At 40.0% G+C, this 20234-nt stretch carries 17 protein-coding genes and 2 pseudogenes; 17 read left to right on the plus strand and 2 right to left on the minus strand.

Annotation, left to right across the window (positions count from 1 at the left end; translation table 11 throughout):
• The first annotated feature begins 9 nt into the window (after window positions 1–9).
• From ACPUYX_RS14200 to ACPUYX_RS14230, 7 genes are all read left to right on the plus strand, one after another.
• Window positions 10–1404 carry an amino acid permease gene (locus tag ACPUYX_RS14200; RefSeq protein WP_426380284.1) on the plus strand — a complete coding sequence of 465 codons (1395 nt, stop codon included), beginning with the start codon at window positions 10–12 and terminating at the stop codon, window positions 1402–1404.
• A 106-nt stretch (window positions 1405–1510) separates the two neighbouring features.
• Complete coding sequence (nifJ, locus tag ACPUYX_RS14205; RefSeq protein ID WP_426380285.1) at window positions 1511–5017, plus strand: pyruvate:ferredoxin (flavodoxin) oxidoreductase; 3507 nt, start codon at window positions 1511–1513, stop codon at window positions 5015–5017.
• Between the two features lie 297 nt (window positions 5018–5314).
• Window positions 5315–7354 carry a M56 family metallopeptidase gene (locus ACPUYX_RS14210; RefSeq protein WP_426380286.1) on the plus strand — a complete coding sequence of 680 codons (2040 nt, stop codon included), beginning with the start codon at window positions 5315–5317 and terminating at the stop codon, window positions 7352–7354.
• A gap of 256 nt (window positions 7355–7610) precedes the next feature.
• Window positions 7611–8096: a CarD family transcriptional regulator gene (locus ACPUYX_RS14215; protein WP_426380339.1), complete on the plus strand. Its 486-nt coding sequence runs from the start codon at window positions 7611–7613 to the stop codon at window positions 8094–8096.
• 291 nt (window positions 8097–8387) lie between these two features.
• Window positions 8388–8690, plus strand: coding sequence for a zinc-ribbon domain containing protein (locus tag ACPUYX_RS14220; protein WP_088225077.1), 303 nt, complete (start codon window positions 8388–8390; stop codon window positions 8688–8690).
• 171 nt (window positions 8691–8861) lie between these two features.
• The gene (locus ACPUYX_RS14225; protein WP_088225076.1) at window positions 8862–9158 is read left to right on the plus strand and encodes an ArsR/SmtB family transcription factor; all 297 of its coding nucleotides are present in this window, start codon (window positions 8862–8864) and stop codon (window positions 9156–9158) included.
• Between the two features lie 141 nt (window positions 9159–9299).
• Complete coding sequence (locus ACPUYX_RS14230; protein ID WP_426380287.1) at window positions 9300–10058, plus strand: EFR1 family ferrodoxin; 759 nt, start codon at window positions 9300–9302, stop codon at window positions 10056–10058.
• Between the two features lie 76 nt (window positions 10059–10134).
• Here ACPUYX_RS14230 and ACPUYX_RS14235 read toward each other — a convergent pair whose 3' ends face one another.
• Window positions 10135–10971, minus strand: a complete 837-nt coding sequence (locus tag ACPUYX_RS14235; RefSeq protein WP_426380288.1) for a methyl-accepting chemotaxis protein — start codon at window positions 10969–10971, stop codon at window positions 10135–10137.
• A 155-nt stretch (window positions 10972–11126) separates the two neighbouring features.
• On the opposite strand from ACPUYX_RS14235, the gene ACPUYX_RS14240 reads away from it, so the two are divergent.
• The 10 genes and pseudogenes from ACPUYX_RS14240 (at window position 11127) to ACPUYX_RS14285 (ending at window position 19823) form a co-directional block, all read left to right on the plus strand.
• Window positions 11127–12104 carry an AraC family transcriptional regulator N-terminal domain-containing protein gene (locus ACPUYX_RS14240; RefSeq protein WP_426380289.1) on the plus strand — a complete coding sequence of 326 codons (978 nt, stop codon included), beginning with the start codon at window positions 11127–11129 and terminating at the stop codon, window positions 12102–12104.
• 177 nt (window positions 12105–12281) lie between these two features.
• On the plus strand, window positions 12282–13199 hold the full coding sequence (locus ACPUYX_RS14245) for an SDR family oxidoreductase (protein ID WP_426380290.1): 918 nt from the start codon (window positions 12282–12284) through the stop codon (window positions 13197–13199).
• A 96-nt stretch (window positions 13200–13295) separates the two neighbouring features.
• On the plus strand, window positions 13296–13547 hold the full coding sequence (locus ACPUYX_RS14250; RefSeq protein ID WP_426380291.1) for a hypothetical protein: 252 nt from the start codon (window positions 13296–13298) through the stop codon (window positions 13545–13547).
• Window positions 13548–13860: 313 nt separating this feature from the next.
• Window positions 13861–14364: a glycopeptide resistance protein VanZ-A gene (gene vanZ-A / locus ACPUYX_RS14255; RefSeq protein ID WP_426380340.1), complete on the plus strand. Its 504-nt coding sequence runs from the start codon at window positions 13861–13863 to the stop codon at window positions 14362–14364.
• Window positions 14365–14468: 104 nt separating this feature from the next.
• Window positions 14469–15167: a VanR-ABDEGLN family response regulator transcription factor gene (gene vanR / locus ACPUYX_RS14260; RefSeq protein ID WP_426380292.1), complete on the plus strand. Its 699-nt coding sequence runs from the start codon at window positions 14469–14471 to the stop codon at window positions 15165–15167.
• Window positions 15168–15460: 293 nt separating this feature from the next.
• Entirely contained in the window at window positions 15461–16399 is a 939-nt protein-coding gene (locus ACPUYX_RS14265) for an APC family permease (protein WP_426380293.1), read from the plus strand.
• 249 nt (window positions 16400–16648) lie between these two features.
• Window positions 16649–17776, plus strand: a complete 1128-nt coding sequence (locus tag ACPUYX_RS14270; RefSeq protein WP_426380294.1) for a lipid II:glycine glycyltransferase FemX — start codon at window positions 16649–16651, stop codon at window positions 17774–17776.
• 398 nt (window positions 17777–18174) lie between these two features.
• Window positions 18175–18460 (plus strand): annotated as a pseudogene (locus ACPUYX_RS14275) (vancomycin resistance protein); the annotation flags it as partial.
• 369 nt (window positions 18461–18829) lie between these two features.
• Window positions 18830–19351, plus strand: coding sequence for a DUF4829 domain-containing protein (locus ACPUYX_RS14280; RefSeq protein WP_426380295.1), 522 nt, complete (start codon window positions 18830–18832; stop codon window positions 19349–19351).
• A gap of 271 nt (window positions 19352–19622) precedes the next feature.
• A complete protein-coding gene (locus tag ACPUYX_RS14285; RefSeq protein WP_426380296.1) occupies window positions 19623–19823 on the plus strand; it encodes a recombinase family protein in 201 nt (66 codons plus the stop codon).
• On the opposite strand, the pseudogene ACPUYX_RS14290 reads toward ACPUYX_RS14285, so the two are convergent.
• Window positions 19808–20023 (minus strand): annotated as a pseudogene (locus ACPUYX_RS14290) (transposase); the annotation flags it as partial. The gene ACPUYX_RS14285 and the pseudogene ACPUYX_RS14290 sit on opposite strands and share 16 nt — an antisense overlap.
• Between the last annotated feature and the right edge of the window lie 211 nt (window positions 20024–20234).

A 20234-nucleotide genomic window follows, 5' to 3' on the forward strand; every position in this document is an offset into this window, starting at 1 on the left:
CGTGTAATAATGCAAGAAAAACAATTAACCAGAGGACTTAAGGCTCGGCATATTGAATTGATTGCACTCGGAGGTACGATTGGCGTTGGTTTGTTTATGGGGTCGGCGAGTACTATAAAATGGGCAGGGCCCTCTGTGTTACTGGCCTATGCCTTGGCTGGGATTATTATGTTTTTTGTCATGCGCATCATGGGAGAAATGCTGTTTCTCGAACCAGTGACTGGCTCCTTTGCTACCTTCGCGAATAAGTATATAAGTCCCTTAGCTGGATTTATGACCGCTTGGAGTTATTGGTTCTTATGGGTTACGGTGGGGATGTCGGAAGTTACAGCAATCGGGATTTATGTAAACTATTGGTTTCCGAGCATTCCCCACTGGCTGCCGGCTCTGATAGGGGTAGGAATCGTTGCGGCTGCAAATTTAGCTGCAGTGAAATATTATGGGGAATTCGAATTTTGGTTTGCCATGATCAAAGTCATCGCAATTGTCTTTATGCTGGTTATTGGTACAGGGGTGATTTTTTTCGGGTTAGGTAACGGTGGTCATCCCATTGGCCTTTCAAATCTCTGGAGCCATGGCGGGTTTTTCGCTGGTGGAATCAATGGTTTCTTATTTTCCCTCTGTATCGTAACGGCAGCCTTCCAAGGCGTAGAATTGGTGGGGATTACAGCAGGTGAAGCGGAAAATCCTAAACGAACGCTGCAAAAAGCCATTAAAAATATCATCTGGCGTATTTTGATCTTTTATGTGGGTGCTATTTTTGTTATTGTCACGATTTATCCTTGGAATCAAATTAGTATACTAGGTAGTCCCTTTGTGTTGACCTTTGCTAAAGTAGGTATTGTAGCCGCTGCAGGTATCATTAATTTTGTTGTCCTCACAGCAGCTATGTCAGGGTGTAATAGTGGGATTTATAGTGCGGCAAGAATGCTCTATACCTTAGCTAGTAATGGCCAAGCACCCAAATTCTTTGGCAAAGTATCTAAAAGTGGTGTGCCCAGAAATAGTATTGCAACAACGATTGCCTGTCTATTGCTGGGAGTTCTACTAAATGTCATAGCTCCAAATTCAAAATTGTTTATCTATATTTATAGTGCCAGCATTCTTCCTGGAATGGTTCCGTGGTTTGCCTTAGCTTTCAGTCAATTTAAGTTCAGGGAAAAATGGAAAAATGAAATCAATGATCATCCCTTTAAGTCTCCCTTATTTCCGATCAGCAACTATATCACCATTATATTTTTGGCACTCGTCTTGGTTGGAATGTGGTTCAATCCTGATACTCATTTATCATTAATTGTGGGAGCAGTATTCCTCCTGATTGTCATTGTGGGTTATTATGCCTTTGGCATGGGAAAAAGACAGACAAACCAAGAATCAGAGACCGCACAAGAGGTTGCTAAATAGAATCCCCATGGTCGTGATTTAACATCTTCCAGAGAGGTTATGAATCAATCCATAACCTCTATTTTATTTTCAAAATCAGAACGAACCGAAAGAAGGACAAATTTTCATGACAAGAACGATGCAAACGATGGACGGCAATACAGCTGCAGCTCACATTTCTTATGCTTTTACCGATGTAGCGGCTATTTATCCCATTACCCCGTCCACAAATATGGCAGAGCATGCGGATGAGTGGTCTGCCCAAGGTCGTAAAAACATTTTTGGACAAACGCTAAAACTTGTTGAAATGCAGTCAGAAGCAGGTGCAGCGGGAGCCGTACATGGTTCCTTGCATGCCGGCGCGTTAACGACGACGTATACTTCATCCCAAGGTCTGTTGTTAATGATCCCCAACATGTATAAAATAGCGGGTGAACTTTTGCCTGCAGTGTTTCATGTCAGTTCTCGAGCGCTTGGAGCAAATGCGATCTCTATCTTTGGTGATCATCAAGATGTAATGGCCACTCGCCAAACCGGCTTTGCCTTGCTCGCTGAAAGCAGTGTGCAGCAAGTCATGGATTTGGCGGCAGTAGCTCATTTGTCCGCTATAAAAGGACGAGTCCCGTTTTTGAACTTTTTCGATGGGTTTCGGACGTCTCATGAAATGCAAAAAATAGAAGTCCTTGACTATGATGAATTGGCTCAACTAATCGATCAGGATGCTGTCGATGATTTTAGAAGAAGAGCACTAAATCCTGATCATCCGGTTATAAAAGGGACAGTCCAAAACTCGGATATCTATTTTCAGCAGCGAGAAGTTTCCAATCGGTACTACCAAGCTCTTCCCGAGATAGTTGAAAACTATATGGTTGAGATCAATAAACTTACAGGTCGGGATTATCATCTTTTCAATTTCTATGGTGCCCCTGATGCCGAACGAATGATTATAGCCATGGGTTCGGTATGCGAAGCTATAGAGGAGACTGTTGATTATTTGAATGCTCATGGCGAGAAAGTAGGTCTATTGACGGTTCATTTGTACAGACCTTTTTCCTTAAAGCATTTCTTAAAGTACATTCCTAAAACTGTGAAAAAGATTGCGGTTTTGGACAGAACGAAAGAGCCGGGGGCTTTTGCAGAACCGCTGTATTTGGATGTTAAAGCAGCATTTTATGGAGGAGAATGGCAGCCGACAATCGTTGGCGGGCGCTGTGGCGTTGGCGGCAAAGATGTTGTTCCCGGCCACATTCAGGGAATTTTCGAAAATCTGAATCAACATCAACCCAAGGACAATTTCACCGTGGGTATTGTGGACGATGTTACGAATACCTCCTTGCCGTTTGGTGAAGATATCGATACCACTGCGCCTGGAACGACAGCTTGCAAATTCTGGGGACTCGGTTCGGATGGAACAGTTGGCGCTAATAAAAGTGCTATTGCCATTATTGGCGATCATACCGATATGTATGCCCAAGCGTATTTTGCTTATGATTCTAAGAAATCCGGTGGTGTTACCATTTCTCATTTGCGCTTTGGTAAAAGCCCCATAAAATCTCCTTACTTGATCAATAAAGCGAATTTCATCGCTTGCCATAACCAGTCATATGTCGATAAATATAACGTATTAGAAGGCCTAAAGCAGGGCGGAAATTTCCTTTTGAATTGTAATTGGACGGAGCAAGAACTGGATGAGAATCTACCGGCAGCTATGAAGCGTTACATTTTCAAGAAGAATATTAATTTTTATACCTTAGATGCGATTGGTATCGCTCAAAAAGTTGGTCTGGGTGGAAGAATTAATATGATCATGCAGGCTGCCTTTTTCAAGATTGCCAATATTATTCCCGTGGAAGATGCAGTGAAATACTTGAAAGATGCTGTCGTAAAATCCTATGGCGCTAAAGGTGAAAAAGTTGTCAAGATGAACCATGATGCCATCGATAAAGGGGTGCAAGGCATCGTGAAAATTAGTATTCCCGCTTCCTGGGAAAAGGCTCAAGATAAAAGCAGGACTGAGGATAACGTGCCAACATTTATTAAAAATATTTTGATTCCCATGAACAGGCAAGAAGGTGATCAATTGCCGGTTAGTGCTTTTGTTGGTATGGAAGACGGCACCTTCCCAATGGGTACTGCGGCTTTTGAAAAACGCGGTATTGCCGTTAATGTTCCTTGCTGGATACCGGAACATTGTATTCAGTGTAATCAATGTTCTTATGTATGTCCCCATGCTGCTATCAGACCTGTGTTGATCAATGAAGAAGAAATGAAAAACGCTCCTGCAGGTTTCGTAAGTGTTGCCGCCAGTGGTGCGAAGGGTTTGAACTTTCGCATGGCCCTTTCAGTTTACGATTGTACAGGCTGTGGAAACTGTGCCCAGATTTGTCCAGCCAAACAAAAAGCCTTAGAAATGAAGCCCCTCGAAACCCAAATTGAGCAAGCTGAGTTATGGAATTATGCTCTGACTGTATCGCCAAAAGTCAATCCCTCAAATACGCTTACTGTAAAAAGTAGTCAATTTGAGCAACCACTTCTTGAATTTTCTGGTGCTTGCGCAGGGTGTGGCGAAACTCCGTATGCTAAACTCGTGACTCAATTGTTTGGCGACAGGATGATGATTGCCAATGCTACAGGTTGTTCTTCCGTTTGGGGCGCTAGTGCACCATCTATGCCTTATACCAAAAATCATAGCGGGCATGGACCAGCCTGGGGTAATTCGTTATTTGAAGATAACGCCGAATATGGGCTAGGCATGTTACTAGGCCTAAATCAAGTTAGGGCGAAATTAGCCCAGGACATCAGAGAAGCGGTTAAATTAAATATTGGAATAGAATTCAACGCTGTCTGTGACGAGTGGTTGGAACATATTGAGAAAGGTGAAGGCACTCGTGGCAGAGCAGATAAACTCATCGCCCTACTGGAAAAAAATAAGGGTAATAATCCTCTTCTTAATGAAATCTACAAGAATAAAGATTTTATGGTCAAGAGATCCCAATGGATCTTTGGTGGGGATGGCTGGGCTTATGACATTGGCTTTGGCGGCTTAGATCATGTCCTGGCATCTGGTCAAGATGTGAATGTTCTGGTTTTTGATACCGAAGTCTATTCCAATACAGGGGGGCAGTCCTCCAAATCTACGCCCACGGCGGCAATGGCTAAGTTAGCTGCGAGCGGTAAACGTACCAAGAAAAAGGATCTTGGAATGATGGCCATGAGTTATGGACATGTCTATGTCGCACAAATCTCCATGGGCGCTGATAAGAATCAAACTCTTAAAGCCATCGCTGAAGCAGAAGCTTATCCGGGGCCATCCTTAATTATTGCTTACGCACCTTGCATTAATCATGGGCTGAAGGTGGGTATGGGATGTAGTCAGTTGGAAGCTAAACGGGCCGTAGAAAGCGGTTATTGGTCGCTGTATCGCTACAATCCTCAATTGAAGGATGAGGGCAAAAAGGCCTTTGCGTTGGATTCCAAAGAACCAACGTTGAACTTACAAGAATTCCTGATGGGAGAAGTGCGTTATTCTTCCCTGAAGAAGAAATTCCCTGAGGTAGCCGAGGCAATATTTGAAAAAACCGAAAAGGATTCGGCTGAAAGACTGGAAAGCTACAGGAGATTAGCGGGTCAATAAGACGAAGCGGTATGTTGAGACAGTTATTGATTTAGAATACTGCTAGGTAGGTCATAGCCAGAGAGTTTATAGTTACTCTCTGGCTTTTGAATTAATTTAGAATTAATTTATATGCATGGAAATTATTGTTGACTGATATGTTTACATATGTAATAATAATTACACATGTAAACTTGGATTGTGGAGGTATATTATTGCCTGCGACACCGAAGGTATCGGAAGCTGAGTGGTAAGTGATGAACAATTATCTGAGGATGATATTAAAGAACTCAAGTGCATCCTCGAAGAAAGGGAGGGATGATGGTGCTGCCACTACATCCAAATTTGATTCGTCTTTTTGATTGGGTTTGGCAGACTTCGGCGAAGGTTAGTGTTTTGATTATTCTTCTATTGCTAGTAAAAACCGTTCTTAAAACTAAGATTAGTGCACGTTTGCATTATTTATTATGGTCGGTTGTGATTGTCGGGTTACTTTTGCCATGGACACCTCAAAGTTCCCTAAGTCTTTACAATCTTGTTAAATTAGACGTACAAGGATCATCTGAAAATATTGGTGTAAAAACTTCCCCGGGGTTTGTTCCTGAAAGTATTAGCGGTTCAAACAAATTGATATCTACTTCACTTCAACCAGTTGCTATTGCCAAAGATAATTCTGGTGAGGCTGCAAATTCCGAAGTATTTCAATATCGGTATAAAAATATAATAGAGTCAATTGGCACCTCACCGCTTACATATAGTATGCCAATCCTTATATGGATTATGGGTATTGCATTCTTACTGATTGTTACTATATCTGTTAATCGAAGGTTCGCTCATCGAATACAGGACCAATCTGTAAATGACTCAAAGTTGCTTTCAGCTTTTGATGAGGCTAAACAAAAGTTAAATCTGAAGGGATCAATTCCTTTAATTTTAACGAAAGTGGTAACAACTCCTTCACTTTTTGGATTATTTTATCCCAAGCTCTTAATTCCGGTTGGGGTTTTGGACGAATTTGGACCAGTGCAGCTTAACCATATTTTCACACATGAACTATTACACCTAAAGCGGAGAGACATTATGGTCAATTGGTTGATACAGGGATTATTAACTGTTCATTGGTTTAACCCAATCTTTTGGTATGCCTTTTATAGAATGCGGGAAGATCAAGAAATTTCTTGCGATGCAAAGGCAATGGAATATATAGGAGTTGACGCTCCTAAAGAATATGCCAATACACTCATCAAGTTAGCGGAGAGTAACTCAAAAACGCCTAAGATTGCTGGCCTTGCAAGTTTGTCGGGTTCAGGCTCACAAATAAAGAGGAGAATCAAAATGATAAAAGATTTCCCAAATGTGTCCTTAAAGTGGTCAGTATTGGCTGTTTCATTAGCAATTGTTCTGGTCGCCGTAACTTTGACCAATGCTAAGGCAAGTACTTCCAGTAAGGTTGAAACTGTATCAACGGTGACAAATGTCCATTCCGGCGAACAAATAGCCCACTATATTCAATCTTCTTCTGCACAGGACGGAAGTTTTGATTACCACAAGTATTTATCATTTACCCCTTTACTTCCAAGTTACACCGCTGGATATCAGCTGACCGATTCGGAACTTGAAATTGAAAATGATGGAATCTACTTAGTCAAATTTGGTGCCAACTCAGAATTATGTATCTTTGAAACATGCTCTAACAGCATTCATCAACCTGATTCCCCGCAATCTACCAAAACCCAAATTCAGATCGGGGGTGTGTCAGCAAAAGTAATTGAGGATGAAACTGTACCTGATAGTATTCAATTTACTAAGAACAATGTGGTGGTTACATTAATGAACATGAAAACGAACCTATCGATTAATGAGTTAAAGAAAATCTGCGAAAGTTTAGTCCCAGTGAGTACACCTCCAACAAATATTTATTTCGATGAAAGGAATCTTCCTACATCAGATAAGTTAAGTTTCAAGACCCTTCAACCTAGTGATATTGTTGTTCCAGAGGGATACAAATTCCAATGGAAAGAATCCAATATACATTATAATGGGAATGATAAATTAGAGACATGTACGATAGAATATTCACCCGATTCATTACATCCTAGTTTGGATGTACTAATGTACTATGGAGACCGCCCGTTTGAAAGCCCAATATCTGTGTTAATATCAGGATCAAATTTTGATACCAAACAAATTGATGGGACCGAAGTTAAACTTCGTAAAACTCAAAATGATGATACTTTACCTGCGGCAATATTTACATACAAAAACGGTTTGAAGTATGAACTTCATTCACAGGTTTTACCGGAATCAGAGATTGAGAAAGTGGTGACTTCAATTTTGGAAGCTTCAGCAAAACTATGACCTGAACTTAACCTTGCGGTTAGGGATCAAAGGAATTGCTTGTGGGAGTGTTCAGATTCAGCTGAACGAGTTCACTGGCGAATGGGGAACAAGTCATTGCCGGGTTGCCGCATAGTTGGATGGGTTTGGATGGGAAGATAATTATCTTTTTCACCAAATTATTGACACAAATAAATGTAATATGGTAGAATAAATATTTTCACTTCCTCCGATTTCATGATATACTTAAGAGTATAGTCTGGAGGTAGGTGTAATGATATTTAATGTTGGCGACAAGATTGTATATCCAGTTCATGGAACTTGCGTTGTAGAAGCAGTTGAAGAAAAAGAGATTTTAGGCGAAAAAAAACTCTGCTACATTTTGAATATTCCTCAGGAAAAATTGCATGTTATGATTCCTATGGACAAAGCTGTCAATATAGGGATACGTCAGGTGGTTAAACCTGAAATATTAGAAAATGTACTCAGTGGTTTTAACCTTGGAACTACTGACCCAATTATCTTTGAAAATCAACGATGGTGCAAAGATATTAATAAAAAGAAATTTAAAAGTGGTGACATTTATAAAGGTGCGGAAATTATCCGTGATTTAACACGTAAAGGCCAACTAAATAAACTTGATGCAAATGATACAAACATGTTGAATAATGCACGTCAGGTTTTTGTTAGCGAGGTTATGGAGGTCAAGGGCTTGGGAGAGGAACAAGCTATTCGTTTGTTGGACGAAGTGTTGAATTCTTAGAGATGATTTATTCACGCAATCGGATGGGGGATCTTCAACCAAGATGCTGTTAGACATACGTTTCAGGCTTGCTGGAAGCCCCCATCCTTCGGCAAAAACAGTGTTTCCGTTCTTAACGAAGTGCAGATGGGGGCGGTTCACTAAAATGTTTGACTTATATCTACATAGTAGTTATACTTAAAAAGCTCGTTAGTATTTGTGGATTTACGAAAACCTTCCTCTATTGCCTAAAGCTATTGGAAGCAATAAATACTTCCCATGTCGCGGGTAATAAATTTTGGAGGTTTTTTTATGTTTGAAGACAAAATTTTAACATGTAAGGATTGTGGCAGTGAGTTTACCTTCTCTGCTTCCGAACAAGAATTCTACGCAGAAAAGGGATTTACCAATGAACCTGGTCGGTGTCCAAGTTGCCGATCTGCCAAAAAGGCGCAAGGCAGAACCAACAGCAGATACTCTCGTCCTCAAAGGGAAATGTTTCCCGCTATCTGTGCTAGTTGTGGGAAAGAGACAACAGTACCTTTCCAACCCACAGGTGATAAACCAGTATATTGCCGTGATTGTTTCCAACCACGTACACGAAATAATTGGTAATTTTCTAATCGACCGAAGCCTTTCTGAGTTTTAATACTTAGGAAGGCTGTTTAGTTTTTATGAAGGTTCGGTTTTTTGCTTCGTCTAGTTCAGTATTGACAGAGATGTTTTTTACAGTTACAATTAATTCGATAGTTATCGAAATTTTATAATGATGATGTGGAGTGAACTATGGATACTAAAAAAGCTGCCAAGATCTTTAAAGCACTATCGCATCCCAACAGATTAGAATTGTATTTTAAAATTGCTGAGATGCAAGAATCTAGTTTTCAAACTGAAAGTGAATGTTTTGTTTCAGATATTATCAGTTCTTTGAATATAGGAGCTCCAACTATTTCACATCACATCAAAGAATTGGTGAATGCTGATTTGATTTATACAGAAAAAAAAGGCAAATTTCTTCTCTGCAGAGTGAATGAAGAATTAGTTGAGGAAGTGAGAACCTTGTTATCATTAAAGCATAAATAATTTATTCACAAAATTACAATTAACGATTCGATGATTGTAAAATTATGATATTGTAGAAACGTCATTTAATCCTTATAACGCAAATCTTATAACGCAAAATGATAAAGCCTCGTGAAAGACAGAATTGATGGAGGTACTTAAATGAAAGTGTTTTATTTCACCGCTACTGGAAACTGTTTGGATGTCGCAAAAAGATTTGGAGGAGAACTTTTTTCGATACCAAAAGTACTAAAAAGCAATCAGCTACATTTTGAAGATGAAAAAATAGGATTAGTATTTCCTTGTTATGGATTTGCTGCTCCCAAAATAGTCCGCGAATTTGTCGAGAAAATCACCCTCGAGAGCCCCTATATTTTTGTCATTATGACCTATGGGAATAAGCTTGCAGGCGGTGTTAATTGGTTTGTGCGTTTTGCAGAAGAGAATAATATAAATGTTCAATATGCAGATGGTTTACTAATGGTTGATAACTATTTGCCAATATTTAATATTGATAAACAGAAAATGAAAAAGAAAAATATTGAAGAGAATTTATGCCATTTATTAAGTGACATCAATCAAGGAAAGCTATATATACGAAGAGAAACATTATCTGATTCGCTATTGACAAAAGTTATTCAATACCTTTACAAAGTAAACCCAAACTTTAATACGGATAAAGATTTTCAAATTGGTACTAATTGTAATCGTTGTGGGACTTGTGTAAAGGTTTGTCCCCGTGACAATATAAAATTCGATGGATTTAAACCGGTTTATGGAGGAAATTGTGAATTTTGCCTTGCCTGCATAAACCTTTGTCCACAGAAAGCGATCAGATTAAAGAAAGAAAGTAATCCAAATGCACGATTTATGAATGAAAATGTAACCTTAAAAGAGATTATTAAAGCAAATAATGGATGAACCGGACAAAGAAAAGAGCACCGAGCGGATTGGCGGTGCTTTTGCATTAAATATGGCGTTGGATAGCGCACTCCTATTAGAAACGACTTGACATTTCGGCTAATTTTTTAGCTGTCGCATTTAAATTTTCCATTGCGGCGTCAATTTCTTCTAACATAGCCGTTTGTTCTTCAGAAACTGCATTTGACTCTTCGATACTTTTATCAATCTTTAGCACAGAGCTTTGGATGTTGATGAGAACATCTTCTACCTTTTTAATCGACTCACTACTGGAGATCGATAGTTTCCGAATTTCATCCGCGACCACTCCGAAACCTCGGCCGTTTTCTCCAGCCCTTGCCGATTCAATAGAAGCATTCAATCCCAGGAGGTTTGTTTGGGTGGCGATGTTTTTAATAAATTGGATCACATGGTCCGTTTTCTTAGTTTCTTCCGCTGTTGCATTTGCGTTGTCTAAAATATTCGAATTGCTTGCTGCCAAGGATTGGGACGCCTTGGTTAATTGAAGTAAGGCATTTGTAATTTGACTCGAAGTATTGGCTAATTCGTTGGATACATCTAATATCTCAGCCTGTTTTTCTAAACTGCTTAATACTGTGATTGCGCCAATAATTGTCCCATGTTCGTCCTTAAGTGGAATAACGATAGACCTACAAGGAAAGCCGAAGGATTCTTTGGGGATAATCTGGTTCGTTATCTTTCCAGAGTTCATTGCATCGATGATACCACGATGTCTTTGGGTAAATGGATCTCCATCTTTGATAGCTATGGGGAAGTTAGGGTTAGGAATCGTTTTTAGAAATTTTTGATGGTCGATAATTGAAATAATAACATCTTCATCAAAAAGATCTAAAAAGTATGGTTTAAATGTATCAAAGGCCACCAATATTCGATCGAGTGCGTCATTATTCATATGATCTTGTCCTTTCAAAGCAGATAGTGGAGGGTATTCGACGATTATCGAGTGTTTCCTGCTTTGGAAATACAAAAAAGTTAATAACATGAGCTTCAGTAATTACATTGCATCGAATACAGATACCAAATTACTTATTTATGGGAGACTTTATCATGAGTAAAACGGATAATCACTTAGAACTGACACCGGGAGAGGCAATTGAGGAATCAATCGATTTAGAGATGGCAAAACTGTCACATTTGATTTGTAATCATTCTCCGTACGACGGCACCTTTAGCCAACGCATTTCCGGACTGCATATCAGACGCTATTCCAAAATAGGAACGGATTGGGTGAAATCCTTTTACCTTCCCTCTGTGTTAATTGTTGCGCAGGGAGTAAAGGCTGTCAGGCTGGGACAGGAAACCTTTGAGGTCGGCAGGTCGCATATGCTCATGATTCCCGTTGCATTACCAGTTGCTCTGAAGACGATACAGGCCAGCTCTCTAGAACCATTTCTCGGCATCGGATTGACCCTCGACCCGGAAAAAATTGCGGAGTTTGTCCCCAAAGTTTATCCACAGGGGCTGCACACTGTGCAAACGCGGAGGGTAGGTTATATCACAGATGCTGACAAAGGTATTATCAATGCGGTGACGAGGCTGGTTGAATGCTTGCACAATCCCAGTGACACGGAATTACTTGCTCCAATTGTTAAGGATGAACTTTTAATGCGGCTTATGCGCAGCCCAATCGGTGTTCACATTGCCGAAATGGGTTTTGCGGACTCAAGTGTGCAACATGTCGCAAAGGCAATCGGTTGGCTTCGCAACAACTTCAACCAGCCAATGGAAGTTTCAGATCTGGCAAGGCTTGCTCATATGAGTGTTTCTGTTTTCCACAAGCATTTTAAAGAGGTCACTTCCATGAGCCCGCTGCAATACCAAAAAGCACTGCGTCTGCAAGAAGCCAGGCACCTCATGTTGTCCCGGCAAATGGATGCAATAACTGCATGTCAGCTGGTAGGGTATGCAAGCGCCTCCCAATTCAGCAGGGATTACAGCAGCTATTTTGGAAATCCGCCGCGAAGAGACATTGCTAAATTGCATCAGCAGGCTCAAAAATCAAACGAAGCAAATGAGATTGACTGAAAGTACCTATCTTCACTATAGGAGAATTAGGCAATGAGTCGCGTGGAACAGGCAATGATCTTGTTGAGATTTAGGCTATAATACGTTCAGAGTGTTCCATCCGGCTGAACTGAATGTTCATGCATGCCAAGAAAAGGGGCTAACTCTATTACTAAATAGTCTCAGGAGGATTCTATAATGCGTGTTTTTGTTACAGGTGCTACTGGTTTTATCGGTTCCGCTATCGTTCGTGAACTGATCGGTTCAGGTCATCAGGTGCTCGGGCTCGCCCGCTCGGATAAGGCAGCCGAAGCGTTGGTGGTTGCTGGTGCCGAGGTACATCGCGGCTCTCTTGATGATCTTGATAGCCTGCGCAGGGGAGCGGAAGCTGCGGACGGTGTAATCCATGCTGGCTTTGTCCACGACTTCTCAGATCTTGCCGGTGCATGCGAAAAAGACCGTTGTGCCATCGAGACAATGGGCAGGGCGCTCAAAGGATCCAATCGACCTTTCGTTACTACTTCGGTAATTACAGTTCTTAGGTCAGGGCACCTTGGAATGGAAAAAGATGCAACTGATCCTGATTCCGCGGGGGCACTCCGAATCGCTTCGGAGGAGGCTGCCCTTTCAATGGCGGCACAAGGCGTGCGTGTATCTGTGGTACGGCTTGCGCCCTGTGTACATGATGCAAACCGTCAGGGATTCGCCACTCGTCTGGCTGATCTTGCTTATGAAAAAGGTATTTCGGCATACGTCGGCGACGGATTAAACCGCTGGCCAGCTGTTCATCGACTTGATGCGGCAAATTTATTCCGATTAGCGTTGGAATCTGCCCCTGCTGGTTCATGCTTGCATGGTGTCAGAGAAGAAGAGGTAGCATTTCGGGACATCGCTGAAGCAATAGGACGTCGTCAGAACCTGCCGGTGGTGAGTATTTCCCCTGAAGATGCTTATCAGCACTTCGGATGGCTTGCCCAGTTTGTCTTAAGTGACAATCCAACGTCGAATGCATTGACACGGAAGTGGCTGGGTTGGAGACCGACGAGACCTTCACTGGTCGCTGACATTGAAGGAAATATAGTTCTGATGACGACATGTAGTTTGGAGGAGAAATAGTAGAGTTGGACCACAATATGTTGTGGTAGTGAAAAATGAGCGACAAATGACGCAAATGGACAACGATTTATAGCCTCAGCAGATGGTCAAATATCTATGCTCGAAATTGCAGCATTGTTAAAAAATAAGAAACCCAACGTTTCGAAAAAAATTTCTTCAATAAAAATACCCAATTGGGTTATTTATTTAGCAGCTTTATTTAATAAGCGAGCGAATGAGGCAGCCCTATTTTTAAGGATGAGCCGCAATGTAAGTAATGAAAAGGCCAAGAGAATTTTGGGTTTGGAGCCAATTCCAAATAATGAAGAAACGATTCCTGCTTCGATCAATAGTATGATAAAATTCTGAATTATAAAATGAAAGCAAAGAAGAGAATAACTTCAAAGTGTTGCCAACATCGGCTTTAACGAGATATCAAATATGTTTTCTCAGACAAGAAAAAGTGTATACCTTGACTGAGAAAACATATTTTTTATATTCATAAGGAAAACTTAAGAAATTCATAAGTACTTATTTAAAAAAAGCCTATGCTATTTTGGTAGAATGAAGTCATCGAAATGGATCAATCATAATTTACAAAAACTAAAGGAGTTTAGATAAAATGACAGCATGCAATCAATCAACTGGAGAAAATACACAAAAAAGAATTAGAGGAGATGGTATGGTAAAAATATTATTTAGAGGGTTGCTGGTTTTATATTTAGTGATACTAATTTGGTTAGTGTTATTCAAATTACAATACAATATTTTGTCAGTATTTAATTATCACCATAGAAGCCTTAACTTGAATCCATTTGCTGCTCCTTTAAATGCGAATGGAAGGATTAATTTTGGAGAGATGAAAGATAATGTTATAATCTTTATTCCTTTTGGCTTGCTTTTGGATGTCAATTTTAAAAAAGTTGGATTTTTACCTAAGTTAGCTTTAATACTGATTTTTAGCCTTACATGTGAATTAATTCAATTTATCTTCGCTATTGGAGCGACAGACATAATAGATGTAATTACAAATACTGTTGGAGGCCTTCTAGGACTGAAATTATATGGTTTAAGCAATAAGTATATTAATACTAAACTATTAGATAGAATCATTATTTTTGTTGGTGCACTTTTACTCGTATTATTGCTCTATATCCGTATCCATATACTGGTACTAAAATACTAATTAATTAAACCTTAAGGTTTTCATAAGGAATTTATCATGATACAAATTTTTGTTTTGTTGTACTATAATAATGAGTGTTTATCCAGGAAGAAGGGATAGAACTTATGAGCATCAATATTTTAATTGTGGACGATGAACAGTCCATAGCGGATCTAATTGAAGTTTATTTAAGAAATGAAGGTTTTATTGTATACAAATTTTATAATGGTCAAGATGCGTTTCGGTGTGTTGAGTCGGAACAGTTAGAGCTTGCAATACTTGATGTCATGCTGCCGGATATTGATGGCTTTACTCTCTGTCAGAAAATCAGAGAAAAACATAATTTTCCGGTTATCATGCTGACAGCTAAAGAAGAAGAAATCGATAAGATTACCGGGCTGACATTAGGTGCAGACGACTATATCACTAAACCGTTTCGCCCTTTGGAGCTTGTTGCCCGTGTAAAGGCACAGCTCCGGAGATTTACCAAATATAATTCTGCGGTGCCTAACCAGGAAGAACACTTAATTGCCTTTTCTGGCTTGGTATTGGACATGAAGACCCATGAATGTACGCTGAATGAAAAAAGGCTATCTCTCACTCCTACAGAATTTTCCATTCTTTGGGTCCTTTGTTCCAATCTCGGACGTGTGGTCAGTTCGGAAGAATTGTTCCATGAGGTATGGGGAGACAAGTATTTCACCAATAGCAATAATACGGTAATGGTTCATATCAGGCATTTAAGGGAAAAAATGCGTGACAGCGCGGAACATCCTAAATATATCAAAACAGTATGGGGAGTTGGCTATAAAATTGAAGAGTAAGAGAGTTAAAAGGGAATAATTATGTAATCCGTAAGCGTGAGTAATGCTGTAGACAACAGTATGGGAAAATAATAAGGCCTTCGTAAGAATTTATTAAGATTTTGATAAGCAAAAATTCCAATTTAGCCTGTCTTAATTCGATAAGATAAAATTGTCGAATCGGACAGGCTTTTATAGTTCTGAAAGGGGGTCTCGGATATGAGATGTGTTTTCCAGCAGATAAACTGTTGTTTATCGTCGAAAGGAATGGTGGTTTCATGGTCTAGTTAAAGAGAAACTTAGATTTCACAGGCTTGGTTGCCTTAGGTGCCGCGTCAGTTGTCGGCAGCAGCTGGGTTTATACCAGCAGCAGCTTTTTTGCGGAATACGGAGCCGGCGGCGAGATCTTCGGTTTTTGTATTGCCACCGTTATCGCCATCTTCATCGCCTTGTCCTACGCCGAGCTCGCCACAATATTCCCCCGTGCCGGCGGAGGAGTTGTTTATGCCTATGTGGCTTTCGGCAAAAAAACATCGTTTGTCGCGGGCTGGGCACTGATCGGCGCTTATATGGCGATCATCGCCTTTTTTGTTACCGCGTCGAGCTACTTGCTGGCAAAACTTATTCCGCAGCTTGATTCAGGGCCCTTCTATACAATCGCAGGGGTCAGCGTGCATCTGCCGGAGCTTATCTTCGGAGTTGCCCTCACGATAGTAGTTTTCGTGTTCAACTATTTCGGAATACGTCTTGCCTCAGGAGTGCAGAGGGTGATGTTCAGCGCGATGATCATCATCGGAGTGATTCTTCTGGTCGTTGGTTTTTCTCATGGGAGCGCCTCCAACTTCTGGCCAGCCTTTTCTTCCAACATGCAGCCAATACCTTCCGTTATGAGATTTATGCTGCCAGCAATGACCTATATGACAGGGTTTGAGGTCGTCGCCGTCTTGGCGGAAGAAGCCAATATGAGCTCAAGAAAAATAGGACTTTCCGTTGTGTTATCGGTTGCAATGGCAGGATGCTTTTATGTATTGGTGCTGTTATCCTCCGCGTTTGTCATCCCGTGGCAACAGACCGCTACTTATAAGATGGGTGTTATCGATTCATTCACACACGCCGGATTCCCGGCGCTCGGATATGCCGCTTTTGCTGTCTCCTGTTTAGGGTTGGTCTCCTCTTTCCTAGGTTTGTTCGCTGCGGCTCCCAGGCTTGTTCTTTCTCTTGCCAGGGCGAACATGCTGCCGAAGGTCTTTTGACTTTTTGTATGAAACAAGTCGAAGCTTTTAAATGAAAATACTAGCTTTAGGAGCCTAAACGTCATAATTGTGGTAAAATAATTAATACGGTTATTTTTGCCCTTTTATATAGCCAAATTTACTAAAAAATATAAAGCCTTTTTCGGCGGGTAAAGCGCATAATACTCTATTTTAGTCTGTTGGTACAGGCATAGATAAAGATATGTAACCCTTGGCTTTGTGTTTTTATAATGGAGTGTAATTTTCTTGATGTTGAAAGTAGACAAAATAAGTGAAGAAACCTATTATTCGTTTATTTCTCAAGCAGATTTAGGCAATTTTATGCAGTATCCTTCCTGGGCCAAGGTCAAAACTGAGTGGACCAGCGATTTATTGGGATGGTTCACCTCAGATAACAAATTGGCGGGGTGTGGTTTAGTTTTATACCGGAAAATGCCGTACCTTAACCGGTACCTGGCTTATTGTCCCCGCGGCCCGATTATTGACTGGCAGAGCCCTAACCTCAAGGAATGGTTTGAACCTTTTTTTGCTTATTTGAAAAGCAAGCATGTTTTCAGTGTCAAAATCGACCCTCCTGTGGTACAGGCAAAATGGTATACTCCCACAATTAAAAAGTTTTTAGAGCAAGCTCGCGAACAGGGCAGTTCTGGTAAAGTTTTGCGTGATTTGCTGCCTGATGAGAATTACGCAACGGCTAAACAGGTGCAGCAGCAATTACGGCAAATCGGTTGGCAGAAGCAGCAAGGTGATACAGGTTTCGCTGCGTCCCAACCCGAATATGTTTACCGCCTGCCCTTAAAGGGGCGCAGCTTGGATGAGGTCTTCGCCTGTTTTCATACCAACTGGAGGCGCAACGTTAAAAAGGCTGATCGTTTAGGTGTCAAGGTCCGAGTCGGGACAGAACAGGATTTACCGGCTTTTTATGAGTTGCTGAAGGTAACTTCAGAACGGGATCAATTCAAGGTGCGCAGTTTCTCTTACTTTTCCAATATGTACCAGTCATTAAAGGTCGAAGCATCAGACCGTATTGCTCTTTATCTGGCTGAAGACGAAGAGGAATTATTGGCTGCTACCTTAGCCGTCCATTCCAACTTCCACTCATGGTATCTTTACGGGGCCAGCAACAATGTAAAACGGGAGAAGGCCCCTAATCATGCTATCCAGTGGCGTATGATTCAAGATGCTTATCAGCTTAATGCCCACACCTATGATTTTCGAGGCATCAGCCCCACCCTGGATGAATCTGACCACCTGTTCGGGTTGTTGAGATTTAAATTAGGCTTTGGAGGCGAGGCCTGTGAAATGATTGGTGCTTGGGACTATCCCCTGCAGCCTTTATTACACCGGGCTTTTCAGCTGTATTTAAAACGGCGGTAGGGTGATGAAACAAATTAGGGTTGCCCTTGAACCTGCGTCAATAAGAAAATCTTAAGAAGTTCATGAGATGGAATTCCAAGATGCTCCTTGCTTTGTGGTTGAATAATATCAGCACAGAATAAGGAGCTATTTTATTAAGGTACGAAAAGTAATAAGAAAAAGTCGGGAATACACATATATTTGCAACATTTTGTACACTGCAACGCGTCGGCCATTGCGTCTCGTCAACATTGACTGACGCGTTGTCAGTGTACAATAGCTTAAGAAAAGAATAAGTGCTTCGTAAGCACTTATTAAGATTTTGATAAGCAGAAATTACAATATCGCCTGCCTGATTTCGGTAAGATAAAATTGTCGAATCGGACAGGTTTTTATATTCCTGAAAAGGGGTCTCAGACATGAAAAGAAAAAGAATTACACAGTTGTTCCCATTCTTACTACCGATCCGCAGGACACAAAGAAGATTATTCTTTTATGTCAAGATGTACTTTGACCGGAACCACTATGCAAAAGTAAAGGCCCCAGAGTTTTTGCCTTTTTGTGTATACGGTTACCAAGTCGAAGCTTCTAAATGAAAATACGGGCTTTGATATGAAATATCAGGAAAACAAGGTGTTTAATCTGCGCCTTGCCGCAGAGTCTGTAAATGGTCTATTAATATGCCCTGGCGAAACATTTTCATTTTAGATAGTTGGAGCTCATATCCTTATGTATCAGCACATACATCAGCTCGATACAATGTACTAGCTTCTGTATATTATCCTAATAATTCTACATTTTCTGGTTATAGAGTATTAGATGTTCACGGGATTTAGAGGAAGCTATTGAATTCAGATTTATCAAGTCTGATTTGTTATTTATCAGTCCTCTACTTGTAGAGGGGAGGAGTAGTTAAGCTCTCCCCTCTATCATCTATTTATCCTGGCCTTATTCGATTCAACAACGGATCTTTCTATCGCCCTTACAGATTCAATTAGCTCCGAATTTATCTGCTGTACTCCATTACGGACACAACCACTTTTATGATAAAGTAATATGAAGGGGTGAATTATTATGAAAATTAGTAAAAAATTGATATATATTATAGGTTTATCTATATTAATAATAAGTTTTATTGAACTATTGATTTATAATCAACCAGGCCAAATTAAAGCAAACAATACCAATTCATTTAAATATGGCGGAAATAGGTTTGATGATTCAGAAAAGGTTATAAGGGATTCATTTATTTATGAAAACGATCATAATTTAAGTAAGCTAAGAGAGTCATATTCTTCTAGATACAGTGATTCAAATTTCAGATTAGACAATTTGGTTAGTGTTAAAATTTTAGAAATAAAAATCCTAGAAAAAGAGGCTAATTATAATGATTATTTTAGTTATGGTCGTGGTCGTATAAATAATATTGAGAAAAAGAATTTAATAATCTATAAAGTTAAATATTATGTTGAGTATAAAGATCAAACAAAAGAACCTATGAATAGTGGAGAATATGAACGAGCATATTACTTAATTAGGGAAAATAATGTTGGAAATTGGAAGATTGATGATATTGGAGTAGATTATTATGAATAAAATTATTATGGCTATTAGGGGTAGGGACAACATTTTAACTTTTGATCCGAATCAGCATTTTAATATCACTAATACAGTTTAGCGGACTAAGCCAGGACGAAATTCCCTTTTCCTGGTTTAACGTACAAATTACTATTTGTTTCAAAACTCGTCCTTTTCTGAACACGCTTCTTTTTGATTTGAAAGGGGCGTTTTTTATCGCCTTAGATGTAATAAAACTCTGTTCATTATTCTATGTTCAGTGACCAATCCCTTCTCATCTTATGTTACAATGAAACCAGCTCAAAATGTGAAAAGAGTGATTTTGGTGTTAATTGGATATGCACGAGTGTCGACAGGATTGCAAAATTTGGATTTACAAACAGATGCATTAACGCAATATAGTTGCACTAAAATTTTTCACGATAAAATGAGTGGAACAAAAAAACAAAGGCCCGGTTTAGAGGAAGCACTTAAGGGCGGCTTGCAGTAAACAACCCACTCTTTACGATACAAAGGAGATAACAACTTTTTAAAGTTCTTTCTGACGGAAAGATATGCAAGGCTTCCGTGAAATTCAAGTTTGTTCTGGTCGTAGAGCTGCATAAGGTAATCCAAGAATTTGCCTCTGAACTTGCGCGACAGAACATTAACAGGAATAAAGAATTTCTTTCTGCTCTTTACCCATTTCCCTCTTAAGTTATCGCAGGCATCAAAAAGAGCCTGAATTTCCTCTTTGGTAAGAATGTCAGGGAATTTACGTTGTTTGCGGTGGCGGGGGATTTGCTTAAGTAACATATCAACCTTGGTTTTTTTGCAACATAAAATCCTTTTTTACCGTAAGTAAGAATTACACCACCATCAATATACTATAATATTAACTACACTATATTGCATATAAGAC

This window comes from Desulfosporosinus sp. SYSU MS00001, from assembly GCF_049943955.1.
Taxonomy (GTDB): domain Bacteria; phylum Bacillota; class Desulfitobacteriia; order Desulfitobacteriales; family Desulfitobacteriaceae; genus Desulfosporosinus.

Bases quoted from the DNA above. Each gene is read 5' to 3' on its own strand.
- ACPUYX_RS14240 (WP_426380289.1), top strand. From the start codon at position 11,127: ATGAGTAAAACGGATAATCACTTAGAACTGACACCGGGAGAGGCAATT.
- vanZ-A (WP_426380340.1), top strand. From the start codon at position 13,861: ATGGTAAAAATATTATTTAGAGGGTTGCTGGTTTTATATTTAGTGATA.
- ACPUYX_RS14220 (WP_088225077.1), top strand. From the start codon at position 8,388: ATGTTTGAAGACAAAATTTTAACATGTAAGGATTGTGGCAGTGAGTTT.
- nifJ (WP_426380285.1), top strand. From the start codon at position 1,511: ATGACAAGAACGATGCAAACGATGGACGGCAATACAGCTGCAGCTCAC.
- ACPUYX_RS14235 (WP_426380288.1), bottom strand. From the start codon at position 10,971: ATGAATAATGACGCACTCGATCGAATATTGGTGGCCTTTGATACATTT.
- vanR (WP_426380292.1), top strand. From the start codon at position 14,469: ATGAGCATCAATATTTTAATTGTGGACGATGAACAGTCCATAGCGGAT.
- ACPUYX_RS14245 (WP_426380290.1), top strand. From the start codon at position 12,282: ATGCGTGTTTTTGTTACAGGTGCTACTGGTTTTATCGGTTCCGCTATC.
- ACPUYX_RS14280 (WP_426380295.1), top strand. From the start codon at position 18,830: ATGAAAATTAGTAAAAAATTGATATATATTATAGGTTTATCTATATTA.
- ACPUYX_RS14270 (WP_426380294.1), top strand. From the start codon at position 16,649: ATGTTGAAAGTAGACAAAATAAGTGAAGAAACCTATTATTCGTTTATT.
- ACPUYX_RS14285 (WP_426380296.1), top strand. From the start codon at position 19,623: ATGAAACCAGCTCAAAATGTGAAAAGAGTGATTTTGGTGTTAATTGGA.
- ACPUYX_RS14230 (WP_426380287.1), top strand. From the start codon at position 9,300: ATGAAAGTGTTTTATTTCACCGCTACTGGAAACTGTTTGGATGTCGCA.
- ACPUYX_RS14200 (WP_426380284.1), top strand. From the start codon at position 10: ATGCAAGAAAAACAATTAACCAGAGGACTTAAGGCTCGGCATATTGAA.
- ACPUYX_RS14250 (WP_426380291.1), top strand. From the start codon at position 13,296: ATGCTCGAAATTGCAGCATTGTTAAAAAATAAGAAACCCAACGTTTCG.
- ACPUYX_RS14225 (WP_088225076.1), top strand. From the start codon at position 8,862: ATGGATACTAAAAAAGCTGCCAAGATCTTTAAAGCACTATCGCATCCC.
- ACPUYX_RS14210 (WP_426380286.1), top strand. From the start codon at position 5,315: ATGATGGTGCTGCCACTACATCCAAATTTGATTCGTCTTTTTGATTGG.